Here is a 22,307-nt window from a genome sequence, read left to right on the forward strand (position 1 = left end):
CCATCAGTCGTCAAGCTGGTCAAGGGCGGTGGAAGAGGGGGCGGCGGCCTGCGGTTCAGGTTTACGCCACTGCGGGTTGAGCTGGATATAAATCAGCGCGATGATGACCCCCACGCCGCCGAAAGCCAGCAGACTAAAGTCGAGATAGCCGCCCGCGAGGAAGCCGAGAAAGAAGAAAGGCATCAGATACTTCACGCCCATCATGCGCAGCACCATGGCGTAGCCGACCACCACGATAAAACCGCCGGCGATTTGCAGACCGCGGGTGACGAATTCCGGAATGGCGTTGAGCATATTGCTGACCATATCCGCGCTGACAAACAGAGAAACGATGAGTGCGGGAATGGCGACGCGCAGCGCCTGAACGCCCAGCGCCGACACGTGCAGCAGATCGATTGTTCTGAAGCGTGCCTCTTCCGCGGCCTTATCCGCCGCGTGCTGGAACACCACGGTAATGGTGCGGGCGAACACGGTGAGTACCTGGCCTGCGGCCGCGACCGGCAGCGCAATCGCTATTCCGGTAGCGATGCTTTGCTGGCCAACGATCACCAGGATGGCGGAAATAATGCTGGCTAACGCCGAATCCGGAGACTGCGCCGCGCCGACGTTCATCCAGCCGAGCGCGATGAGCTCCAGCGTCCCGCCGAGCATAATTCCGGTTTTTAAATCGCCGAGAATTAAGCCAATCACGGTACAGGCGATTAATGGACGGTGAGTCTGGAATTCATCCAGCACGCTGCCCATTCCGGCAATACAGGAAAAAATAAATATGGCTATTATTTGTAGGGTACTTATTTCCATAATTTGTCACCTCGAGGGTATAGAAATCCCTGCCTTTTACGGCATTTACACGACGTTCTTCAGGCTGCCTCTTTGTTGACTGCATTCTCTCGCCCCAGTCGCATAGTAATCTATGCTGCTGGTGACTCGCTCATTTGCCGCCGCGATGCAGCCAGAATGCCAGGGTGAAATAAAAGGCGCGTTTTATTATTCTGTAACGGACTGCTCTGCTATTTTATCGAGAATATTAACCGACGGATCTGAGGCTACGACGCGTAAATCAAGTTTAACCCCCAGCTTATCTAACTGCTGAAAGGTATTAATATCCGCTGCGTCTAATGACACCGCTTTGGTTAATTGTTTCTTACCCGGTCGCCAGGCCATGCCGCCAATATTCAGGGTGGCTATTTTCACCCCCTGCTGCACCATAGTTAATACGTCCTGCGGATTAGTGAATAAATAAAAAACCGTTTCGTCCTGATATTGCGGGTTGTGATAAACGGCGACGGCTTTCTCGATATTCACCACATTAACCTTCATGCCCGGCGGCGCGGCCTGGCGAAGCAGCGTGCGGCGAACGTCGTCGTTATACACGTCGTCATTACAGATAATAATGCGCTGGGCATTGGCCACTTTTGACCAAACGGTGGTGACCTGGCCGTGAATCAAACGGTCGTCAATGCGCGCGAGCGTAATGTTCATCAGAAATCCTCCTCAACGGTTTCCGGTTGCCGCCAGGTGACGCAGCACTGGCTGGCGATAAGTTCCAGGTGTTGGCACAGCGCTTCTGCATTCATCGTTTGCTGATTATCGACCAGCTCCAGAGCCAGCGGCAGCGACAGGCCGCTGATGACCCGGAGCTGCGGGTTGCGCATCGCTAGCCCGGCGGCGGCATTCCACGGGCTGCCGCACTGTAAATCGACGGCAATAAGCCACTCTTCGTCTTTGTGAGTACTTACCAACTTTTCAAGCTTACCGGCGATGTCGCCCGCGTTTTCACCCGGTACAAACTCCACGGCGCTGACGTTGACATCGCCGTAAACCATGCGCACCGAGTCGAGCATGGCGCAGGCCAGCTGGCCGTGGGCGCAGAAGATGACGTTAACCATTTTTCCCCCTTAGCCGCGCGTTTTTCCGCCCGCGATGTTAGTGGTGACTCCGGTGATATAGCTGGCGCGATCTGAGAGCAGATAGCAAACAAAATCAGCGACTTCGCTGAGCCGACCCGAACGACCAATCGGAATCGAATTTTTGCTATAGCCTTCGCGCAGCTGCTCGACGGTAATATTACGGGTCCAGGCCAGCGCCTGTTCGTACTCAGGCGTGCGCAGCCCGGTTTTTTCCAGAATGCCCGGCGCAACGCCCACGACGCGAATACCGTGTTTACCTAACTCTTTCGACCATGAGCGGGTAAAGCTATTCAGCGCGGCTTTAGTCGCGGCGTAACAGCTCTGGCCTTCAGAGCCTTCGAGGCCGCTTTCCGACGAGACGTTAACAATCACGCCGCTGCGCTGTTTAACCATCTGGCGGGCTACCGCCTGTGACATCAGAAATACGCCTTTTTGATTGATATTGACCATTTTTTCGAATGCCGCTTCATTTAATTCATAGCGGCCGGACGGCGCTTTCTCATCGACTAATAAACGCGGGAAGTTGACGCCAGCGTTATTAACCAGTCCGTCAATACGGCCAAAACGCTGAATAATACTGTCGACGGTATTATTCACTTCGCTGGCGCTGGAAATATCGGTTGGCCAGAAACAATAATTTTCACCGAGCTGATGTTTATCGCCGCCGTGAATATCGCTCATCTGCACATTTGCGTCCTGGGCTAATAATTCATCGACAATCGCCAGGCCAATTCCTGATGCGCCACCGGTAACAATAATAATTTTATCTTTTAAGTTTAACCACGTATCCATTATCGACTCCTGTTTCTTCAGATAAAGGGATTCCCCGCAGCAGCGCTGCGTGAAATCATATCGTTGTAATTTACTTCAGTAGCGACTCGGCGGTTTCTCGATTCGTCACCAGACAGTTAATATAGTGTCCATTTAAGGCGCCAAGAATACCGGAGTATTTTTCCTCGCCCATGGCGATACCTACCGAATAACGCGCCTGCCTGAGTTTCGCCATCTCAATAGACAGCGTTTTCTCGCTCATGGCGGTTTCTACCAGCGCGCCATCAATATTGTAAAAGCGCGAGCAGATATCACCGGCGACCTGGCGGGCGTTGAGATCGTCGCTCTCTTCGCTGCCGTAAAACGCATGCCAGTTGGCGCCGTCGCGGATAGCCGGTGAACCGATCCCCACCAGCGCGACGTCCAGGTTATCCCAGTAAGATGCAATGGTTTTAAAGTGCTGGGATTGCATAATACCGTTGCGAATTAATTTGTTATCCAGCAGCGCCGGGAAATCGGCGAGATGCGATTCCGCTTTCAGCTTCGCCGCGGCGCCGTAGGTCAGCGTATTCACGTGGTAGCGGCTCTCCAGCTTGCCGGAGGGGCCGCCGATAATCGGGACGCAGATAACCTGACGGGACTGGCTGGCCTGCGGCAGATTCTCCACCAGCGCGCGTACCGCACGCCCCCAGGAGAAACCGACGATATCGCCCGGCTCCAGCAGCCTGTCGACCAATTGTGCGCCATGCAGGCCGATAAGATTTAGCTGATCCTCCTCCAGCAGCGAGTCGCAGGCCGCCACCACCGCCTCCTTGAGGCCAAATTTTTGTTTCAGCTGCTGCTCAAGCCACAGATTTTCGTTGTAGTCATAGTTGATGGCGATAGTGACGATGCCCTGCTCGCGGCCGCGCTTCAGCAGACGGCTGATGGTGGTGCGGTATATCCCCAGCTCGCGGGCAATCTGCGCCTGGGTCATATCCTGCTCATAATAGAGCTGGGCGATTTTTACGATCAGACGAATATCGTCGCTGTTTTCCATCGTCACTGTCGGCTCCTGCACATTTGTGCAAATCAGATATTGGCGCTCACGATCTGATATAACCCCATCAGGCGCCCGCTTTAAAGAAATTTTCCTCTTTTTCATAGCAACCTTCTGACCGTTTCTGTTGCACATTTGCGTTGCTAATCGCCGGTTTCCGGCACGTTTGTGCCGTAAGTGATAAGGGCCTGATTCTGCTTTATTTCGCCGGGCAAAGTTGCTGGGCTTTCTGAAGTACACTTTTGTGTTGAAAGGCGGGACAGATCACATTTAGCGTCAGGCGGCGAGCGCGCGATTCTTTTTTATCGCCTGCAAGGTAGGGTATATTTCGTTTTTAAACAGAAAGCATTCAAGTTTTATCAAGGCGGCAAGGGAGCGACGCCCGGCAGCATAGAAATCTATGTGACTGGGATCAGTGAGTGTAGCCATCGCAGAGACAACTTGAAGGATGAAGTGTTTCAGGAGAAGTTATGCTGCCCGACTCGTCAACCCGACTCAATAAATACATCAGCGAAAGCGGAATTTGCTCGCGCCGTGAAGCCGATCGCTTTATCGAACAAGGCAACGTTTTTATCAACGGCAAACGCGCCACTATTGGCGACCAGGTTAAAGCTGGCGACGTAGTCAAGGTCAATGGCCGGTTGATTGAGCCGCGCGAAGCGGATGATTTAGTACTGATTGCGCTGAATAAACCGGTTGGCATCGTCAGCACTACCGAAGACGGGGAGCGCGACAACATCGTTGATTTCGTTAACCACAGCAAACGCGTATTCCCAATCGGCCGTCTGGACAAAGACTCGCAGGGGCTCATCTTTCTGACCAACCATGGCGATCTGGTGAATAAAATCCTGCGCGCCGGTAACGACCATGAAAAAGAGTATCTGGTCACCGTTGATAAGCCGGTGACCGATGAGTTTATTCGCGGAATGGGTGCGGGCGTACCGATTCTCGGTACGGTGACGAAGAAGTGTAAAGTGAAAAAAGAAGCACCTTTTGTGTTTCGCATTACCCTGGTCCAGGGGCTGAATCGCCAGATCCGCCGGATGTGCGAATATTTTGGCTATGAAGTGACGAAGCTTGAGCGGACGCGGATCATGAACGTCAGCCTGACGGGGATCCCGCTGGGAGAGTGGCGCGATCTGACCGACGATGAGCTGATCGATCTCTTCAAGCTGATTGAGAACTCGTCTTCAGAGGCGAAACCGAAGGCAAAGGCGAAGCCGAAAACGGCCGGCATTAAGCGCCCGGTAGTCGCGATGGAAAAAACCAGCGAGAAGTCTTCCCGTCCGGCGTCGAACGGCAAACGCTTTACTGCGCCTGGGCGTAAAAAGAAAGGGCGTTAGCGTCTGCCGCGCGTTGGCGTATTTGCCGACCAGGAAAACGAGGCCTCCGCATCCGGTTTGTAAGCCTGCTTTTTCTTGAGCTGGCGGGCTTTCTTAGCCTCGGCTTCGCGCTGGAGCATTAGTTTATCGATGTACTCTTTTTTCACGCTATTGGTCTCCGCGTTGGTCAGCGGACGGCCATGGGCGATGCGCGCGCGGTCGAGCAGGGTTTTCAGTTCGCGCTGTTCGCGCTCGGTCATCTCTTTTTGAGTGATGCGGGGGAGTGCCATAGTGGTGCCCTCAGTTAGCCTGTGGCTTCAGTGTACGGTAAAGGGGCGGACGTCTCACGGTAAATTGTTGTGCCTCGCAGAAAATCCCGGAGGCGGTGCTGCGCACCTGTCCGGGCTACAAAACCCGCAAGCTGCACGGACCGTAGCCCGGCTAAGCGCAGCGCAAGCCGGGAAAATTACGGGTTGTTAGCTCTCTTTTTCCGTTTTACGCGATTCATCCGCAATCGGCTTCCCTGACCAGTAACCGGCCAGCAGCGAGCCGGACAGGTTGTGCCAGACCGAGAACAGCGCCCCGGGCAGCGCGGCCAGCGGGCCAAAGTAGATTTTCCCCAACGCGGCGGCAAGGCCGGAGTTCTGCATTCCCACCTCGATCGCCAGCGTGCGGCAGGTGGACTCGTCAAAGCCAAACAGTCGCCCGCCCCAGTAGCCGCCGAGCAGACCGATAGTGTTATGCAGGATAACGGCGATAATCACCACAAAACCAACGGAAGCGATATGCGACGCGGAGCCTGCCACCACGGCGCAGATAATCGCCAGAATGCAGACCATCGAAAAGGCCGGGAGAAACGGTTCCACCGCCTTCACCACTTTCGGCAGCAGATGATGCACCGCCAGCCCCAGTGCAATTGGGATCACCACAATTTGCAGAATGCTGAGCAGCATTCCCATCACATCTACCTGAATATGCGCATCCACGTACAGACGCGTCAGCAGCGGCGTCGCGACCACGCCGACCAGGGTGGATACCGAGGAGATGGTGACTGAGAGCGCAACATCGCCTTTTGCCAGAAAGATCATCACGTTGGATGCCGTACCGCTGGCGACGCTGCCCACCAGCACCATGCCGGCGGAAAGCTCCGGCGGCATGTGAAAAATCAGCGCCAGCAGCCAGGCGGCGAGCGGCATCACCAGGTAGTGGAGAAAAATCCCTGCGGCAACCGGCGCGGGGCGGGAAAGCACGCGCTTAAAGTCGTCGACTGTCAGATGCACGCCCATGCCGAACATAATCAGCATCAGCAGCGTCGGGACCCACGGGCCAACGGGAGTAAAAGTGGATGGCGTGTAATAAGCGATAACCGAGAGCAGCAGCGCCCATAATGGGAACAGCCGCGTAAGCGTGGCGAGCATGTTGTTTTCCTTGCACATAAGTTGTGTTTGCTTGTTATTGACCGGCCGGGATCGAGCCCGGCCATAGCTATTGTTTATCGTGCTAAGAAATATTATTCAAACAAATTATGCTCATGTTCCGCTGCGGATAAGCTCCCAGCTGAGTCCGAAGCGCGCTAAATACTTGCGCAGGCGGTCAGCATCGTTAGGATTGGCCTTTTTCTGACGGGAGACGGCGAACAGCTCGCGTCCGGCTTCGGAGAGCGAAGCGCTGCGCTGGCAGACCTCCAGCACCGTTTCCAGCTGCCGGCGCTCGAAGAGATCGATTTCCATTGCTATGTCAGGAGAAGACGTCGTCAGCTGCCAGCTCTCTTTCAGCAGCATAATCTCCTCTTCCGCAACGGCCTGCGTAATGCGCCCCTGCTCGGCCAGCGTCGCCATACGCGCCACGGATGAGCTGAGTTCGCGAAAATTGCCGCGCCACTGCGCCTGCGGCGAGCAGGCAAAGGCCAGATAGCGCTCGCGGGCCTCTTTATCAAAGCGGATCTGCGTCTGCCGTTCGCTGGCCAGTCGCCGTAGTTCATACTCCACGTTTGGCGCAATATCTTCCCGCCGCTGCGCCAGGCCGGGGAGGGCAAAGCGCCACATATTGATGCGCGCATAAAGATCTTCGCGAAAGCGTCCTTCCGCCACCCACTGCTGCATATCGCGATGCGTTCCGGCGATTAGCTGAAAGTCGCTGTGCGCCTCGTTGTCCGAACCAAACGGGAAAAAGGTTTTTTCTTCAATGGCCTTCAGCAGCATGGCCTGCTCGTCCAGCCCCAGCTCGGCGATTTCATCAAGAAACAGCACGCCGCCGTCGGCTTCGCGTAATAGTCCGGCGCGCGGCGCGACCGCGCCGGTAAACGCGCCTTTGACATGGCCAAACAGCGTAGACATTGCGTTATCGCCGCGAAGGGTGGCGCAGTTAACCGCCATAAATTTTCCCGCCACTAAATGACGCGACTGGCGCAGCTGATAGATACGTCTGGCGAGAAAGGACTTACCGGCGCCCGTTGGGCCAGTAAGCAGGATCGGATCGGTCGATCGGATCGCCACGCGCTCAATTCGATCGATAAGCTTGTTGAACGTCGCATTGCGCGTCTCTATCCCGGCTTTCAGGAAAGAGACCGACTGCTGCTGTTCGCGCTGAAAGCGGCTAGTGAGCGCGGCATAGCGGTTTAAGTCCAGATCGATAACCGAGTAAATACCGGCAGCGATGGCTTCATCCGGTGAGCCTTTCGGCGCAGGACCGGTCTGCAGCAGATTGGCGGGAAGATAGCGCGCCTCCGTCAGCAGGAACCAGCAGATTTGCGCCACGTGAGTCCCGGTAGTGATATGCACCAGATACTCTTCGTTTTCGGTATCAAAGCTGTAGCGGCTGGCGAAGTCGAGAAACGCCGCGTAGACCTCTTCAAAATCCCACGGATCGTTTATCTCGACCCTATGCGGGCGTACTTCGGTTTGCGGCGAAAGCAGGGCGATATCTTCGATCAGCTTTTGCGCCAGGCTTTCATCGTGCGGCTGGTGGATGAGCTCCAGCCTGTCGACAGGAAAATCGGCCTGCTGGCATAGCCCAACGGTGGGCCGCCATTTTTTTAAACGATTAGCCCGCTTGCCGCGTTTATCCAGCACCGTTCCGAGAACGCCAATCACCACCCGACGCTTGTTCATTATTTATCTCATAAGATAAGTATCGATACTAAAAGATAAAAAATTCTCCCGAGCCGGGCAACGGCAAAAACCGAGGTAAAAAATAAATCACTTTTAATCAATGAGATAAAAATTTATTTCGTCACTTTTTCGTTCTGGCACGCATCTGGCAATAACCCTTTCGTTATTTCGCTGAATTCGCAGGGGGTTAAACCCCGCCGGCACGTCAGAAACGGTACTGACCGTCTTTCGGGCGCGTTCCGTCAGCCGATAACCACCAATGGGTTCGATTCCCGATTTCACTCCAATGAAAACTGGTTTGTTAATCATAGAGATACACGGGGTTTTGCGCAGTCAGCACTCCCCACAGCAGGCCGCCGGTAAAGGCGCCGTGCCGCAGGCAAAAGGTAGTTCCCCTGCGGCTTCGCCCCTGCACCCGCGCCTGCTTTTTATAAGGAATAAAAAATGGCTAAAAAAATCACTATACGGCAAGGCCAACTGGGGCTTCTCTCTCGTCAGGGAGATTTCTATCAGATTCTGGAAGCGGGCGAGCATCGCCTGCCGTGGTTCAACGTTCCTGAAGTGCTAATCGTTAACAGGGACGGCAGCGAAGTGCCGGAGGCGCTGGCCGAGTATTTACGGCGCTTTCAGGCGGAATGGATCGAACAGTACTGCCTGGCGGCGGACCTGACGGATAACGAGGCCGGAGCGCTCTATAACAACGGCGTGCTGCAGGAAATTCTGCCGCCAGCGACGCGTCGACTTTACTGGGCCGCCGGTGACGAGATGCAGCTGCTACGTCTGGATACCCGGCAGGTTGAGGTCCCCGAGGCGATCATGAACGCGGTGCTGCAGCCGAGACGTCACGGGACGGTAAAAGGTCGCGAAGCGATCCTGACCGTATCGGTGCCAGCCTGGCACGTCGGGGTATTGAAAGTCGATGGTGAGACGCAGTCGCTGCTGCCGCCGGGCCTGAGCGCCTACTGGAAGATCAATCACCTGGTGGAAGCTGAAGTGGTCGATACCCGCCTGCAGGTGCTGGAAGTCGGCGGTCAGGAGATTCTGACCAAAGATAAAGTGAATCTGCGTTTAAATCTGGCGGCGAACTGGCGCTACAGCGATGTGTTGCGGGCTTTTGGACAGCTGACGAAGCAGCTGGATCATCTGTATCGCGAACTGCAGTTTGCGCTGCGTGAAGCCGTCGGAACGCGAACGCTGGATGAACTACTGGAAGATAAGCACATCATTGATGAGGTGGTGAGCGCGCAGGTAACCGAGCGCATGGCGGCATTTGGTATCGAAGTCGCCTCGCTGGGCGTGAAAGATATTGTTTTGCCCGGCGACATGAAAGCTATTCTGTCGCAGCTGGTGGAGGCGGAGAAATCGGCGCAGGCGAACGTGATCCGCCGGCGTGAAGAGACCGCGGCGACGCGTTCGCTGCTCAACACCGCGAAAGTGATGGAAAACAACCCGGTCGCGCTGCGCTTAAAAGAGCTGGAAACGCTGGAAAGGGTGGCGGAGCGTATCGATAAAATCTCGGTCTTTGGCGGCCTGGACCAGGTGCTGCATGGACTGGTCAATCTAAAAGGATAAACAACATGACGTATAACGGTGTGGATGCCGCCATGCGCCATAAGGTGCGGCGGCAGTTACAGGAGGTGGAGCAGCGCTACGGCGTCAGGGTGCTCTACGCCTGCGAGTCCGGCAGCCGGGGCTGGGGCTTTGCTTCGCCGGACAGCGATTATGATGTGCGGTTTCTCTATGTTCATCCCCCTGAGTGGTACCTGCGGGTGGATGCGCCGCGCGATGTTATCGAGCTGCCCATCGACGCTGAGCTGGACGTCTGCGGTTGGGAGTGGCGTAAGGCGCTGGGTCTGCTGAAAGGGGCAAATCCGACGCTGATCGAATGGCTGGACTCGCCGGTGGTGTATCAGCAGGATGATGCGACGGTTCAGGCGCTTAAGCGGCTGATACCGGAGTGGTTTTCTCCGGTACGCGCCCGCTGGCATTACTACTCGATGGCCAGAAAGAATTTTCGCGGCTATCTGCAGGGTGAACAGGTGCGGTTGAAAAAGTACTTTTACGTGCTGCGTCCGCTACTGGCCGTCCGCTGGGTTGAGGCGGGAAAAGGGGCGCCGCCGATGCGCTTTGCTGAACTGCTGGCGGGAAGCTGTCTGGAAGCGGGCCTGCGTCAGGAAATCGACGAGCTGCTGGCGCGTAAACAGCGCGCCGGTGAGGCTGAATATGGTCCGCGGCGGCCATTACTGCATGCGTTTATTCAGTCCGAGCTGCTCAGAGGCGCGATCCCTCCCGCACTGCCGGATAGCCGGACAGGGAATATCAGGGAGTTGGACAGATTACTGATGACCACGGTGATGGGGAACGCAAAATCGGAATCTTTGATACGCGTTTGATTTGTAAGGCCAGCATTTCTGCAAGGCAATGGTAGAAAGGCACCCTTTGTCTGCCATCTTAAATGGCCCGGCAGAAATGGCGGGCCATTTTTATCGCTGTTACTCGAACAGATTATGATGCAGCTTCTGCACCACTTTTTCGGCATCCGCACCCGGTACCAGGAAGCACAGATTGTGGCTGGATGCGCCGTAGCAAATCATTCGAATATTAAACGGCTCCAGCACGCCAAACACCTCTTTACCGACGCCGCACGCTTTCGACAGTTCGTTACCAATGATGGCAACCAGCGCCAGGTCCTGTTCAACCTCAACGCGGCACAGCGAGGACAGTTCGGTCAGCAGCGACTGGGTGAGCAGGGTGTCGCCGGCTGAAGTCGAACCGGTGGTATCCATGGTCAGCGCCACGCTCACTTCAGAAGTGGTAATCAGATCGACGGAGATACTGTGACGCGCCAGCGTGCTGAATACCTCGGCCAGAAAACCGCGCGAGTGCAGCATATTGAGGCTGTGCAGGGTCAGCAGAGTCTGCTTGCGGCGCAGCGCCAGCGCGCGGAACAGCGGCGGATTTTCCGTATTTTTGCACACCAGCGTGCCGCCCGCTTTTGGCTCTTTGCTGGAGCCGACGAATACCGGAATATCGCTACGTACGGCGGGAAGCAGGGTGGCCGGATGCAGCACTTTCGCGCCAAAGGTCGCCATTTCCGCCGCTTCTTCAAAGGCGATAACGTCAATGCGTTTTGCCGCCGGCGCAACGCGCGGGTCGGTGGTATAGATACCCGGAACATCGGTCCAGATATCGACGCGGGTAGCGTTTAGCGCTTCGCCGAGTAGCGCGGCGGTATAGTCGCTGCCGCCGCGGCCAAGTGTGGTGGTACGGCCTTTCGCTTCGCTGCCAATAAAGCCCTGGGTGATCACCAGGCCTTCCGCCAGACGCGGAGCCAGAAGTTGCTCGGTGAGTTCAGATAAGGCGGCGATATCCGGTTCCGCGCGGCCAAAGCGATCGTTGGTGCGCATAACCTTGCGCACGTCGAACCACTGGGCGGCGATACCGCGCTCGCGCAGGATCTCGACAAATAGCAGAGTGGACATCAGTTCGCCATGGCTGACCAGTTCGTCGGTTAACGCGCTTGAACTGGCCAGGGAGGCGGCTTCCGCCAGGGTGGTGATGTTTTCCAGCAGGCGTTCAATTTCATCGCGAATCACGTTCGGATAACGCAGACGCTCCAGAATATTGAACTGGATTTGCCGCATGGCATCGAGCTTTGCGAAACGTTCGCCAGGTTCCAGCCCTTCCGCTAAGGCGACCAGCAGGTTGGTCACGCCAGCCGAGGCGGAAAGCACCACCACGCGGGTATTGGCATCCAGCAGCGCGACGTCTACGCTGCGGTTCATGGCATCAAAGTCGGCAACGCTGGTACCGCCGAATTTGGCTACAACTAAGTCTGTCATAACAACCTCGTGTCAGGGGGCCTGACTTATTAAAACGATTCCTGACAACCAATCCTGGCGGGGCTGGACGCAGCCGGATTGCAACAAAATGTCTTAATAAGCCAGGCCAAATTATTCAGCCATGGCACAAGGGAAGAGCGAAAAACAGGGTGGGCGCAGAGCGATAAACAAACTACGATGTCACCCAGAAGTGCTCCACCTTGTAGACCCGCTTGCCGATGCAGCGCATCAGATGGCGAGTATGAAACGCCCGACTGCGAACGTTTCTGGTGACAACCCAGGGGATTCAGCCCCTGTGGCCGGTGATGAGCGTAACCAGACGCTTATTCACCTCGGCGTTGCTCCCCCTCACGTATTTTCCCCGGACTGGCTCCTCCAATACGGTTACCTGGGCAACGCACCTCTTCTGGCAATTACCGACGTCTTTCACTTTGCCAGGGGGACGCGGGACATTATACCCCCCTGCAATACCCTTTCGCTGTAGCGTGAAATGCGCGATCCATACCTACCTACGTATATGTAGGTACTGCCCGTTATATAAAGGGTTCAGGCGAAGTATGTCAACGTCAGGGTTATGCGGATTTTTCATGCGCGGGTCGCTGACAGAAAAAAGCCTTATGATGTCTATACTATCAGGGACGTTTTGCCTCAAATTGCCCCAATTTCTGACGCGTATCATCGGCATAACATAAAAATCATCACAATTTTTCGTCACCGGCGCTACAATCGACCGAAGTCACAATTCTCAAATCAGAAGAGTATTGCTAATGAAAAACATCAACCCAACGCAGACTTCTGCCTGGCAGGCATTACAGAAACACTTTGATGAAATGAAAGACGTTACCATCGCGGATCTGTTCGCGAAAGATAGCGACCGTTTCTCTAAATTCTCCGCCACGTTCGACGATCTGATGCTGGTGGATTTTTCCAAAAACCGCATCACCGAAGAGACGCTGGCCAAACTGCAGGATCTGGCCAAAGAGACCTTCCTGGCTGACGCCATTAAATCCATGTTCTCCGGCGAGAAGATTAACCGCACGGAAGATCGCGCGGTGCTGCACGTTGCGCTGCGTAACCGCAGCAATACTCCGATTCTGGTTGATGGCAAAGATGTGATGCCGGAAGTGAACGCCGTGCTTGAGAAGATGAAAACCTTCTCTGAAGCTATTATCTCCGGTAGCTGGAAAGGCTACACCGGTAAAGCGATTACCGACGTCGTGAACATCGGTATCGGCGGCTCCGATCTTGGCCCGTTCATGGTGACCGAAGCGCTGCGTCCGTACAAAAATCACCTGAATATGCACTTTGTTTCTAACGTCGATGGTACCCATATCGCCGAAGTGCTGAAAACGGTGAACCCGGAAACCACGCTGTTCCTGGTGGCGTCGAAAACCTTTACCACCCAGGAAACCATGACCAACGCCCACAGCGCGCGCGACTGGTTCCTGGCGACCGCTGGCGATGAGAAACACGTAGCGAAACACTTCGCCGCGCTCTCCACCAACGGTAAAGCGGTAGGTGAATTCGGTATTGATACCGCCAATATGTTTGAGTTCTGGGACTGGGTTGGCGGTCGTTACTCTCTGTGGTCTGCTATCGGCCTGTCCATCATCCTGTCCGTGGGCTTCGACAACTTCGTCGAGCTGCTCTCCGGCGCGCACGCGATGGACAAACACTTCTCCACCACGCCGGCTGAGAAAAACCTGCCGGTGCTGCTGGCGCTGATCGGTATCTGGTACAACAACTTCTTCGGCGCTGAAACCGAAGCGATTCTGCCGTACGACCAGTATATGCACCGCTTTGCCGCCTACTTCCAGCAGGGCAACATGGAATCCAACGGTAAATACGTTGACCGTAACGGCAACGCCGTGGATTACCAGACGGGCCCGATCATCTGGGGCGAGCCGGGCACCAACGGTCAGCACGCGTTCTATCAACTGATTCACCAGGGGACCAAAATGGTGCCGTGCGATTTTATCGCTCCGGCGATTACGCATAACCCGCTGTCTGACCATCATCCGAAGCTGCTGTCTAACTTCTTTGCGCAGACCGAAGCGCTGGCGTTTGGTAAATCCCGCGAAGTGGTTGAACAGGAATATCGCGATCAGGGTAAAGATCCCGCGACGCTGGAACACGTGGTGCCGTTCAAAGTGTTTGAAGGCAACCGCCCGACTAACTCCATCCTGCTGCGTGAAATCACGCCGTTCAGTCTGGGCGCGCTGATTGCCCTGTATGAACATAAGATTTTCACCCAGGGCGTGATTATGAACATCTTCACCTTCGACCAGTGGGGCGTTGAGCTGGGCAAACAGCTGGCGAACCGCATCCTGCCGGAGCTGAAGGATGGTTCTGAAGTCAGCAGCCACGACAGCTCCACTAACGGCCTGATTAACCGCTATAAATCCTGGCGCGCATAATCGCTAAAACGTTGTCAATGCCGGCCCAGGTGGCCGGCATTTTTTATAGCCGCCGCAGCAGTTTTGCCGGGTTTCCTGCCCACACGCCTTTCTCTGTAATGGATTTTGTCACCACGCTGCCCGCGCCAATCACGACGCCATCGCAAATGCTGACCGCCAGAATGGTTGCGCCGCTGCCGATAGACACATCGTTGCCAATGATGATTCTTCCCCAGCTTTCGCGGTCGGCGTTGGGCTTGCCGTCGCGGAACATATCGTTAGCGAACATCACGCCGTGGCCGATAAAACAGCGTTCGCCGATGGTCACGTACTCGCAGATAAAGGTATGGGACTGAATTTTGCTGTCGCTGCCAACGCGGGTATGGCCCTGGATTTCAACGAAGGGGCCGACGAAGACGTTATCGCCTAGCGTGCAGTCATAGAGGTTGGCGGGCTGGTAAATCACCACGTTTTCGCCGCTGGCGACGTTGCGAATGGCGGTTTCACGAAGGGTATGCATGCTGCCTCTCAGATCGGTTTAGCCAAAATGTGTAATGTGCTTTGCTGGGTCGCAGAATGAAAGATGACATCTTTTACGTGCTGCATTCCCTGACGTTCATAAAAACGGCGGGCGCGGGTATTCGCGGCGAGCACCTCCAGCCAGAGCCAGCGTTCACCGGCAACTTTTGCTCGCTTCTCGACGGCGTGAAAAAGCTGCTCGCCATAGCGATGGCCCGTTGTTGCAGGTAACAGATAGAGCTTATGCAATAGCGTACCGGTTGGACCTTCGGGGTTGATGTCCTGGCGGCAGGCGTATTTAGCAAAGCCGATTGGCTCCTCTGCCTCAGCAATTAACCAGCAGCACTGCGTATCGGCCAGGCTGCGCTCCAGTGAGGCCACGGCATACTCTTGCTGCAGGTAGCGCTCCATTTCATCGGCGTTATGCCAGAGGTGGGTAAAGTGATGACGATAGCTGGCATTCGCCATATCGTTGAGTAAAGCCGCATCTTCCGGACGTGCAAGACGAATCTTTAGCATTCTGCGTTCCTCGCAAAGAAGTGGCGATATTTTGCCCGTAAAGTTCGCTGCGGGTAAACCTCAAAAGTGGGGGAGGAGAAGATGCCGGAGGTGAGCCTCCGGCTGGGGATCAGGCGACGGCGATGGCCTCGATTTCAATACCCGCATCTTTAGGCAGTCTGGCGACCTCAACGCAGGAGCGGGCTGGAAACGCCGCGTTGTGTTCAACGAAGAACGCTTCATAGACCGCGTTGATGGTAGCAAAATCGTTCAGATCCTTGACGAAAACCATCGTCTTAACAATATTTTTCACCTGCAAGCCCGCCGCTTCCACGATAGCCTTAACGTTTTCCAGCGACTGGCGCGTTTGCACAGCGATGTCGTCAGACATGGTGCCATCTTGCGCATTAACCGGGAGCTGTCCTGAGGTCATCGTCATGGTACCCAGGTTTACCCCCTGAACATACGGACCGATGGCGGCAGGCGCGGACGCGGTGGAAATAATCATTCTGTTGATTCCTCTTGATAAGTGGTTACATGAAATAGTTAAGTAAAACCAGTGAACCAACGCCGCTGACGACGACCCAGACCAGCCCCAGTCGGAAGCTGGCAAGCGTGCAGATAATCGCGGCGATGACTTTCGGGTTTTTTAAATCAAACTCCATGCTGGAGTTCACGCTCAGGATCTGAATCGTGATGATGGCTGGCAGAACAGTCACCGGCACAAAGCGCAGCGTTTTGCTGACCCGGTTCGACATCTGGATTTTCCCGGCGAGACCAATGAACGAGAAGCGAATAAGAAAGGTCACGGCGGCCATACCCAGCGTCAGGGCGATAAAAAAGCTATTACTCATTTTCCAGCGCTCCTTCGAGAGAGAGTTTAGCGGCGGCCTGCGCTTGTTTACGCTCTTCGGCGAGATCGACGCTCAGGCCCGCCATTACGCCCAATACGGATGCGACGACAATGCCTAACGAATAGGGCAGCACAACCAAAAGTACGCCGGATACGGCAGCCACAATGGCGGCGACGGTACAGGCCTGGCTCTTGATTTGCGGAACGACGATGGCGATAAAGGCGGCGACCATCGCAAAGTCCAGACCGTATTTTTCAATATGCGGAAATGAGGCGCCAACCAGAGCGCCAAGGAAATCGGCTAAAACCCAGGCGAACCAAAATGTCAGCATGGCTGAAGAGTAGAACAGATATTTATCCTTTTTATTCTCCTCCATCTCTTTCACCGTCGTGGCGTACACCTCATCGGTCAGAGCATAGGCCATAAAGCATTTTTTAAAAAAGGACGCCTCGCGTACGGTACTGGAAATTGATGCGCTGTAAAGTATATGACGGAGATTAATAATCAGCGTGGTGAATATAATTACCCCGAGGCTCGCCCCGGTTTTGAGCACATTCAACGCCAGCATTTGTGCTGAACCCGCAATAACAATGGTGGACCAGACCGTACTTTGCCAGACGCTCATTCCGGCGCTCACGCTTAGCGCGCCGACGATAAATGAAAAGGGAAAGTCGCCGATACACAAGGGAAGAATGGCGCTGGCGCCCCGTAGGATAACTTTTTTGTTCATAAGCAATATCTGTTATTTAAGAAATTAATTATTTATGTAAGGTACGTGGAAAGATTAGTTAATGATTATTTAGCAACCATGATGTTGATAATTTCTTTGTCGGTATAGGCCATGGGCTTAACAACCAGACGACAGAGATTATTAATCGTTTGCTCAACGTCAGCGCAAACGATCCCATCATTAGAGCTTGCGCAGCTATTTTGCATGGCCATCAATACAGCCTTAAATGCGCTGGACACGACGGATGAAACTTTCATCGCGCAGCTATTAGAAGCGCCGTCACAAATCATACCGGTAATATCACTGACCATATTAATAATCGCGGTGTTAATGGTTTCCATATCGCGAGTAAATAGCCACGCCATCCCGGCAGCTGCTCCCATTGCTGCCGTAGACGCCGCGCATAGCGCGGACAGACGCGTATAGCGGGAGTGGATCGATATCGCGGTCAGGTGGGAGAGCGCGAGCGCCCGTGCGAGCGTCTCTTGATCGGCATTAAGATGCTCCGCGACCGTCACTACCGGCATGGTAGCGGCGATACCCTGGTTACCGGAACCAAAGTTTGACATGGCGACGACGGGAGCGCCGCCCATCCGCGCGTCGGATGCGGCGACGGTATTGATGATGACTTTACTGAGCAGGTCGTTGCTGAGCAGACCCTTTTTTACTGCATCAGAGAAGGTACCATTGATGTTTAAACCATATTTCTTGCTCTTGCCTTCATTTGCCAGCGCCGAATTGAGGCGGGCGGCTTCGAGAATAAATTCGATGTCGGCAAAATCGACTTCGCTTATAAAATTGAAGGCTTCGACAAGCGAAAAGGTTTCTAACGCTTCCTGCTGCGTTACCGTATTCTGTTTATTAGCCAAAGCCTGCGCTTCGCCATTAATATAAAGTTCAACGATATTGGTATGCGTGCCTTTAACTACCACGCGGCAGCTCTTTTCGCCACCGGTCAGGGTCAGATCCAGATGGATAAAATCGGGAGTATCTTCCACGCGAATATTAACCTGGCCATCGGCGATTAGCATTTGTGCTAATTCGACATGCTGCTGGGTAATCCCCTCCAGCGTTTTTAAACCCTTATCGGCATCGCCGCCAAAAGCGCCAATGGCGGCGGCAAGCGCGACACCGCTAACGGATGTTCCTGGAATAGTTACGCCCGTCGCGTTTTTGTACAGATTCGCAGAAATAAAACCGTTAATACTTTGACAGGCCGTATCTAAATGTTTCGCAGCGTAAGCGGTAGTAAAAGAAATAGCGACGGGTTCGGTACAACCTAATGCCGGAGCCACTTCTTGTTTTAGCCATTTTATAAAAATGGATGCGCGTTCATTAATCATATTTTAAATCAATCCGCTAATTGTGGGTTATTAACTGGCGAGTATCCTAAGATAATTCTGAAGGAAAAACTTACTCTAATAACCCTGTTATTTATGCATTAAAGAGAAAAATTTTCGCTTATTAAAAGAATGTAAAACTGTGATCTTATTATGGTTAATTAACTGATTTACCGAGTATTTATATTCTGTTTTTTGAACATAAAAAGGGATTTAGTTAACCGCCTCACAGCGATGACGAAAGTAAGATTTTCTCTTTTTACGTATTTCGTCGTATACGAGCAAGGCGGGCAGTGGGGAGAAGGGGATAACAAATGTAGATCTGGATCACACTTTTGCGTTATACAGGTCACAGTAAATCATGATGATGAGGAGTACCTATGCCGCCGGTTTATCGTCCGTTGGTGAGTTTTATTGCAACCGCCATGCAAACCGTTTTGAATCTTGGCCTGCTGTGCCTGGGGGTCATTCTGATCGTATTCCTCGGTAAAGAGACGTTGCATTTGGCGCACGTCCTGTTTACCCCTGAACCTGTCAGTAAATACAAGCTGGTGGAAGGGCTGGTGGTCTACTTCCTCTATTTCGAGTTTATCGCGCTGATTGTGAAGTACTTTGAATCGGGATTTCACTTCCCGCTACGCTACTTTGTTTATATCGGCATCACCGCCATCGTACGCCTGATTATCATCGATCATGAGTCGCCCATGGCGGTGCTGATTTACTCCGCCGCGATCCTGATTCTGGTGATTACGCTCTGGCTGTGTAACTCCAACCGACTGAAACGCGAGTAAACAGACAGCACGCCGCTTCCGGTAGCGGCGTGCTGTGGTTATTATCTGATAGAGGCCTGAAGGGTTTTCTCTTCTGCGGGTGCCCACAGCTCTTCGAGTTCTTCCAGCGTCTTGCCTTTCGTTTCCGGCACAAATTTCCACATAAACATCGCCGCCAGAATTCCCATACAACCGTAAATCCAGTAGGAAAAACCGTTGTGAAAATGGGCAACCAGCCAGGAGTTTTTATCCATCATCGGGAAGGTCCAGGAGACAAAGTAGTTCGCCAGCCACTGCGCGGCAACCGCAATGGCGAGAGCTTTGCCGCGAATCGCGTTAGGGAAGATTTCTGCCAGCAGCACCCAGCAAACCGGGCCCCAGGACATGGCAAATGCGGCGACGTAAAGCAGCATCGACAGCAGCGCCACCAAACCGGATGCTTGAGTATAAAAGGCGGTGCCGAGGCTGAACATGCCAAGCGCCATCCCGAGCGCGCCAATAATTTGCAGCGGCTTGCGGCCAAATTTATCAACCGTCATGATGGCCAGAACGGTGAAAGTCAGGTTGATAACGCCCACGATAATGGTCTGCAGCAGGGCGACATCAGTGCTGGCTCCCAGCGTTTTGAAGACTTCCGGAGCGTAGTAGAGCACGACGTTGATGCCGACAAACTGCTGGAATATAGACAGCATAACGCCGATAGTAATGACGCCTGCGCCAAACATCAGCAGACGACCGCCCGTTTTACGGCCATTTTCCAGTGACAGATTGATCTCCTGCATTGCCTGGACGGCGAGCTTGCTGCCCATAATTTTGCGCAGAATACCCTCCGCCTGTTCCTGTTTGCCCTGCGCCATCAGCCAGCGCGGGCTTTCCGGTACGGTATACAGTAGCCCTAAAAACAGCAGTGCGGGAATGCATTCTGAGGCAAACATATATCGCCAACCATTGGTATCCAGCCAGTTAGCATCACCTGATTTTGCAATGAAATAGTTAACACAGTAAACCAATAGCTGCCCAAAAATAATCGCGAACTGGTTAAAGGAAACCAGTTTTCCTCGTATGCTTGCCGGCGCCAGTTCCGCAATATACATCGGTGAAAGCATAGATGCTAAACCTACGCCAATGCCTCCAATAATGCGGTAAATAACGAATTCTGGTACATATCCGGCTAAATAAACTGGCACCGCGTTGTCAGGATTTATCGGGGTAAAACCTAATTCAGGCCATGCCGAACCGATACCGGAGATAAAAAACAGAAGCGCGGCAATTTTTAGCGAATCCCGGCGGCCAAAACGGTTACTACAATAGCCGCCAAGCGCTCCTCCAATGATGCAGCCAATCAAGGCGCTGGCAACGCAGAAGCCCAGCAGTGAGTTGGCGGCAGATTCACTCAGGTTTTGCGGAGCCACAAAAACAGTGTTTAAGGATTCTACCGTACCGGAGATGACTGCGGTATCGTAGCCAAATAATAGTCCTCCTAACGTGGCGACTAACGTAATCGAAAAGATATAGCTTGAATTATATTGGGTATTCATCCTGACCAGCCTTAAATACACATTTCTTCTTATCGGTAATAATGATGGTGTATTCATCACCCGGGGATGGCAATTATCAAATTTAATATTGCAATTACGTTATATTCTTTATGTGATCGCAACTCTATTTAATTGTTAAAAGAACGGCGGTAAATGAAATTGCAGTGATGAATCGCGCAAAAGAAAATAATCGTAACCTAAATGCAAAATAACATAATAAATTTCTTTAAAAGAGTGGCGGATTATCTCTCTTCGGAAGAGACGTTGGTGGGTGGGCGCCGCTGCATCAAGGCGCTGCGGGTGGCTAACGCTCAGCACTTTGCCTGCGAACTTCTGGACTTCCGCGCAAGGGGGAGTTTCATTGCGAGACGTCGGGTACCTGAAACGCGAATAAAAAAAAAAGCGGCCTCCAGGGCCGCTGACCAACAGTCACAAATAGAATTTATGTAGGGTCCAGTTGAGGATAGCAGTGGCATTTGCCTTACTTTTTCAGCTGAGGGCGACGGCGGTAATGCCCGGTTGGGGTCGTGCATTACCGCGAAACCGTCATCCCTCCTCTGAAATTTGGGGCGGGTATACTCGTCATACTTCAAGTTGCTGATGCGTTGACTGCACCCGCTCACCCCAGTCACATAGTTATCTATGCTGCTGGGGATTATCGGGCTTGTCGCCTTTCGACAACTCGAATTAATTAGAGTATCTAACGATGAAAATTAACCTTTCACTCCGCCTGCGGTCAGGCCGTTAACCAACCAGCGCTGGGCCAGCAGGAACACTACGGTAATCGGAATGGCGGAGAGCACCGCCGCGGCGGCAAAGTCGCCCCACAGATAGTTCTGCGGGTTGAGATACTGTTGCATTCCGACCGCAAGGGTATAGCTGTTCACATCGCGCAGCAGCAGAGAGGCCACCGGCACTTCGGTAATCGCGGCGATGAACGACAGAATAAACACCACCGCCAGAATCGGTACCGATAGCGGGAGCAGCACCAGGCGGAAAGCCTGCCATGGCGTCGCGCCGTCCAGCGCCGCCGCTTCTTCCAGCGAGCCGTCGATGGTTTCGAAGTAGCCTTTGATTGTCCAGACGTGCAGCGCGATACCGCCCATATAGGCGAAGATCACGCCGCCGTGGGTATTCAGTCCAACGAACGGTACGTACTGGCCGAGACGGTCAAACAGGGCATACAGCGCGACCAGCGACAGAACCGCGGGGAACATCTGGAAAATCAGCATTCCTTTAAGCAGCGTGGCTTTACCCGGGAAGCGCATACGGGCAAAAGCGTAAGCGCAGGTTGTAGAGAGCGCGACGATGCCAATGGCGGTAATGCCGGCTACCTTGATGGAGTTCCACAGCCACAGGAGAACCGGGAAGGGGGGCGGCGTGACGCGGCCGTCAGCGTGTTCGACGCTGAAGCCTAACGCCAGCCGCCAGTGCTCCCAGGAGATACTTTCGGGAATCAGGCTACCGGTGGCGAAGTTCCCTTCGCGCAGCGAGATAGCGATGACCATCAGCAGCGGGAACATAATCGCCGCGATAAAAATCAGCAACAGGAGGTGCGTTGTTAATAAACGCAGCTTCTGAGATTTGGGTTGAACCATAGCCATAATATTTTTACTCCCCTTGATACCGCTCCAGGCTATTTTGCTTGTCATTTTGAACTCGGGCAGT

Annotated in this window: 22 protein-coding genes and 1 riboswitch; of the genes, 5 read left to right on the plus strand and 17 right to left on the minus strand. The window is 53.8% G+C overall.

Going from position 1 to position 22,307, the window contains the following annotated elements:
- Positions 1-3: 3 nt before the first annotated feature.
- From IAE27_RS02325 to IAE27_RS02345, 5 genes are all read right to left on the minus strand, one after another.
- Positions 4-801, minus strand: a complete 798-nt coding sequence (locus IAE27_RS02325; RefSeq protein ID WP_004109631.1) for a PTS mannose/fructose/sorbose transporter subunit IIC — start codon at positions 799-801, stop codon at positions 4-6.
- Between the two features lie 186 nt (positions 802-987).
- The gene (locus tag IAE27_RS02330) at positions 988-1,482 is read right to left on the minus strand and encodes a mannose/fructose/sorbose PTS transporter subunit IIB (RefSeq protein WP_004109627.1); all 495 of its coding nucleotides are present in this window, start codon (positions 1,480-1,482) and stop codon (positions 988-990) included.
- The gene (locus IAE27_RS02335; RefSeq protein ID WP_004109623.1) at positions 1,482-1,889 is read right to left on the minus strand and encodes a mannose/fructose/sorbose PTS transporter subunit IIA; all 408 of its coding nucleotides are present in this window, start codon (positions 1,887-1,889) and stop codon (positions 1,482-1,484) included. The genes IAE27_RS02330 and IAE27_RS02335 overlap by 1 nt, the downstream gene beginning before the upstream one ends.
- A gap of 9 nt (positions 1,890-1,898) precedes the next feature.
- Entirely contained in the window at positions 1,899-2,702 is an 804-nt protein-coding gene (locus tag IAE27_RS02340; RefSeq protein WP_108704323.1) for an SDR family oxidoreductase, read from the minus strand.
- 70 nt (positions 2,703-2,772) lie between these two features.
- Positions 2,773-3,720 carry a sugar-binding transcriptional regulator gene (locus IAE27_RS02345; protein WP_004109617.1) on the minus strand — a complete coding sequence of 316 codons (948 nt, stop codon included), beginning with the start codon at positions 3,718-3,720 and terminating at the stop codon, positions 2,773-2,775.
- 470 nt (positions 3,721-4,190) lie between these two features.
- On the opposite strand from IAE27_RS02345, the gene rluF reads away from it, so the two are divergent.
- Positions 4,191-5,063 (plus strand): 23S rRNA pseudouridine(2604) synthase RluF, encoded by an 873-nt coding sequence (gene rluF, locus IAE27_RS02350; protein WP_017145134.1) that lies wholly within the window; start codon positions 4,191-4,193, stop codon positions 5,061-5,063.
- Here rluF and IAE27_RS02355 read toward each other — a convergent pair.
- The 3 genes from IAE27_RS02355 to rtcR form a co-directional block, all read right to left on the minus strand.
- On the minus strand, positions 5,060-5,332 hold the full coding sequence (locus IAE27_RS02355) for a DUF3811 domain-containing protein (protein WP_004109613.1): 273 nt from the start codon (positions 5,330-5,332) through the stop codon (positions 5,060-5,062). The two genes, rluF and IAE27_RS02355, sit on opposite strands and share 4 nt — an antisense overlap.
- A 186-nt stretch (positions 5,333-5,518) precedes the next feature.
- Positions 5,519-6,460 (minus strand): ketopantoate/pantoate/pantothenate transporter PanS, encoded by a 942-nt coding sequence (gene panS, locus IAE27_RS02360; RefSeq protein ID WP_108704321.1) that lies wholly within the window; start codon positions 6,458-6,460, stop codon positions 5,519-5,521.
- 111 nt (positions 6,461-6,571) lie between these two features.
- Positions 6,572-8,152: an RNA repair transcriptional activator RtcR gene (gene rtcR, locus IAE27_RS02365; protein ID WP_154022799.1), complete on the minus strand. Its 1,581-nt coding sequence runs from the start codon at positions 8,150-8,152 to the stop codon at positions 6,572-6,574.
- Between the two features lie 444 nt (positions 8,153-8,596).
- On the opposite strand from rtcR, the gene IAE27_RS02370 reads away from it, so the two are divergent.
- Together IAE27_RS02370 and IAE27_RS02375 are read left to right on the plus strand one after the other, a co-directional pair.
- The gene (locus IAE27_RS02370) at positions 8,597-9,724 is read left to right on the plus strand and encodes a slipin family protein (protein ID WP_200091676.1); all 1,128 of its coding nucleotides are present in this window, start codon (positions 8,597-8,599) and stop codon (positions 9,722-9,724) included.
- Between the two features lie 5 nt (positions 9,725-9,729).
- Positions 9,730-10,545, plus strand: coding sequence for a DNA polymerase beta superfamily protein (locus IAE27_RS02375; protein WP_064396647.1), 816 nt, complete (start codon positions 9,730-9,732; stop codon positions 10,543-10,545).
- Positions 10,546-10,644: 99 nt separating this feature from the next.
- On the opposite strand, the gene lysC is transcribed toward IAE27_RS02375, so the two are convergent.
- Positions 10,645-11,994 (minus strand): lysine-sensitive aspartokinase 3, encoded by a 1,350-nt coding sequence (gene lysC, locus IAE27_RS02380; protein WP_004109599.1) that lies wholly within the window; start codon positions 11,992-11,994, stop codon positions 10,645-10,647.
- Between the two features lie 180 nt (positions 11,995-12,174).
- Positions 12,175-12,408: riboswitch (Lysine riboswitch) on the minus strand.
- Between the two features lie 353 nt (positions 12,409-12,761).
- Between lysC and pgi the strand changes: the two genes are divergently transcribed.
- A complete protein-coding gene (pgi, locus tag IAE27_RS02385; protein WP_004097737.1) occupies positions 12,762-14,411 on the plus strand; it encodes a glucose-6-phosphate isomerase in 1,650 nt (549 codons plus the stop codon).
- A 43-nt stretch (positions 14,412-14,454) separates the two neighbouring features.
- Here pgi and IAE27_RS02390 read toward each other — a convergent pair whose 3' ends face one another.
- The 6 genes from IAE27_RS02390 to IAE27_RS02415 all read right to left on the minus strand — a co-directional run bounded on the left by IAE27_RS02390 (position 14,455) and on the right by IAE27_RS02415 (position 18,334).
- A complete protein-coding gene (locus IAE27_RS02390) occupies positions 14,455-14,910 on the minus strand; it encodes an acyltransferase (RefSeq protein ID WP_023320168.1) in 456 nt (151 codons plus the stop codon).
- Between the two features lie 8 nt (positions 14,911-14,918).
- The gene (locus IAE27_RS02395) at positions 14,919-15,428 is read right to left on the minus strand and encodes a GNAT family N-acetyltransferase (RefSeq protein ID WP_004109593.1); all 510 of its coding nucleotides are present in this window, start codon (positions 15,426-15,428) and stop codon (positions 14,919-14,921) included.
- A 109-nt stretch (positions 15,429-15,537) separates the two neighbouring features.
- A complete protein-coding gene (locus IAE27_RS02400) occupies positions 15,538-15,915 on the minus strand; it encodes a Rid family detoxifying hydrolase (protein WP_004109587.1) in 378 nt (125 codons plus the stop codon).
- A 25-nt stretch (positions 15,916-15,940) separates the two neighbouring features.
- Positions 15,941-16,261 (minus strand): AzlD domain-containing protein, encoded by a 321-nt coding sequence (locus tag IAE27_RS02405; protein ID WP_004109584.1) that lies wholly within the window; start codon positions 16,259-16,261, stop codon positions 15,941-15,943.
- Complete coding sequence (locus tag IAE27_RS02410) at positions 16,254-16,991, minus strand: AzlC family ABC transporter permease (RefSeq protein WP_200091679.1); 738 nt, start codon at positions 16,989-16,991, stop codon at positions 16,254-16,256. The genes IAE27_RS02405 and IAE27_RS02410 overlap by 8 nt, the downstream gene beginning before the upstream one ends.
- Before the next feature lie 65 nt (positions 16,992-17,056).
- Positions 17,057-18,334, minus strand: a complete 1,278-nt coding sequence (locus tag IAE27_RS02415) for a serine dehydratase subunit alpha family protein (RefSeq protein WP_200091682.1) — start codon at positions 18,332-18,334, stop codon at positions 17,057-17,059.
- A gap of 377 nt (positions 18,335-18,711) precedes the next feature.
- Here IAE27_RS02415 and psiE point away from each other — a divergent pair, with 377 nt between their 5' ends.
- Positions 18,712-19,122 (plus strand): phosphate-starvation-inducible protein PsiE, encoded by a 411-nt coding sequence (psiE, locus tag IAE27_RS02420; RefSeq protein WP_004097754.1) that lies wholly within the window; start codon positions 18,712-18,714, stop codon positions 19,120-19,122.
- 41 nt (positions 19,123-19,163) lie between these two features.
- Here the strand turns inward: psiE and xylE are convergent, their stop codons facing one another.
- Both xylE and malG read right to left on the minus strand, forming a co-directional pair.
- Positions 19,164-20,639, minus strand: a complete 1,476-nt coding sequence (gene xylE / locus IAE27_RS02425) for a D-xylose transporter XylE (protein ID WP_196549632.1) — start codon at positions 20,637-20,639, stop codon at positions 19,164-19,166.
- 713 nt (positions 20,640-21,352) lie between these two features.
- Positions 21,353-22,243, minus strand: coding sequence for a maltose ABC transporter permease MalG (malG, locus tag IAE27_RS02430; RefSeq protein ID WP_004109572.1), 891 nt, complete (start codon positions 22,241-22,243; stop codon positions 21,353-21,355).
- Positions 22,244-22,307 lie beyond the last annotated feature (64 nt).

It is taken from the genome of Klebsiella sp. S69 (assembly GCF_016516145.1).
GTDB classification, from domain to species: domain Bacteria; phylum Pseudomonadota; class Gammaproteobacteria; order Enterobacterales; family Enterobacteriaceae; genus Klebsiella; species Klebsiella oxytoca.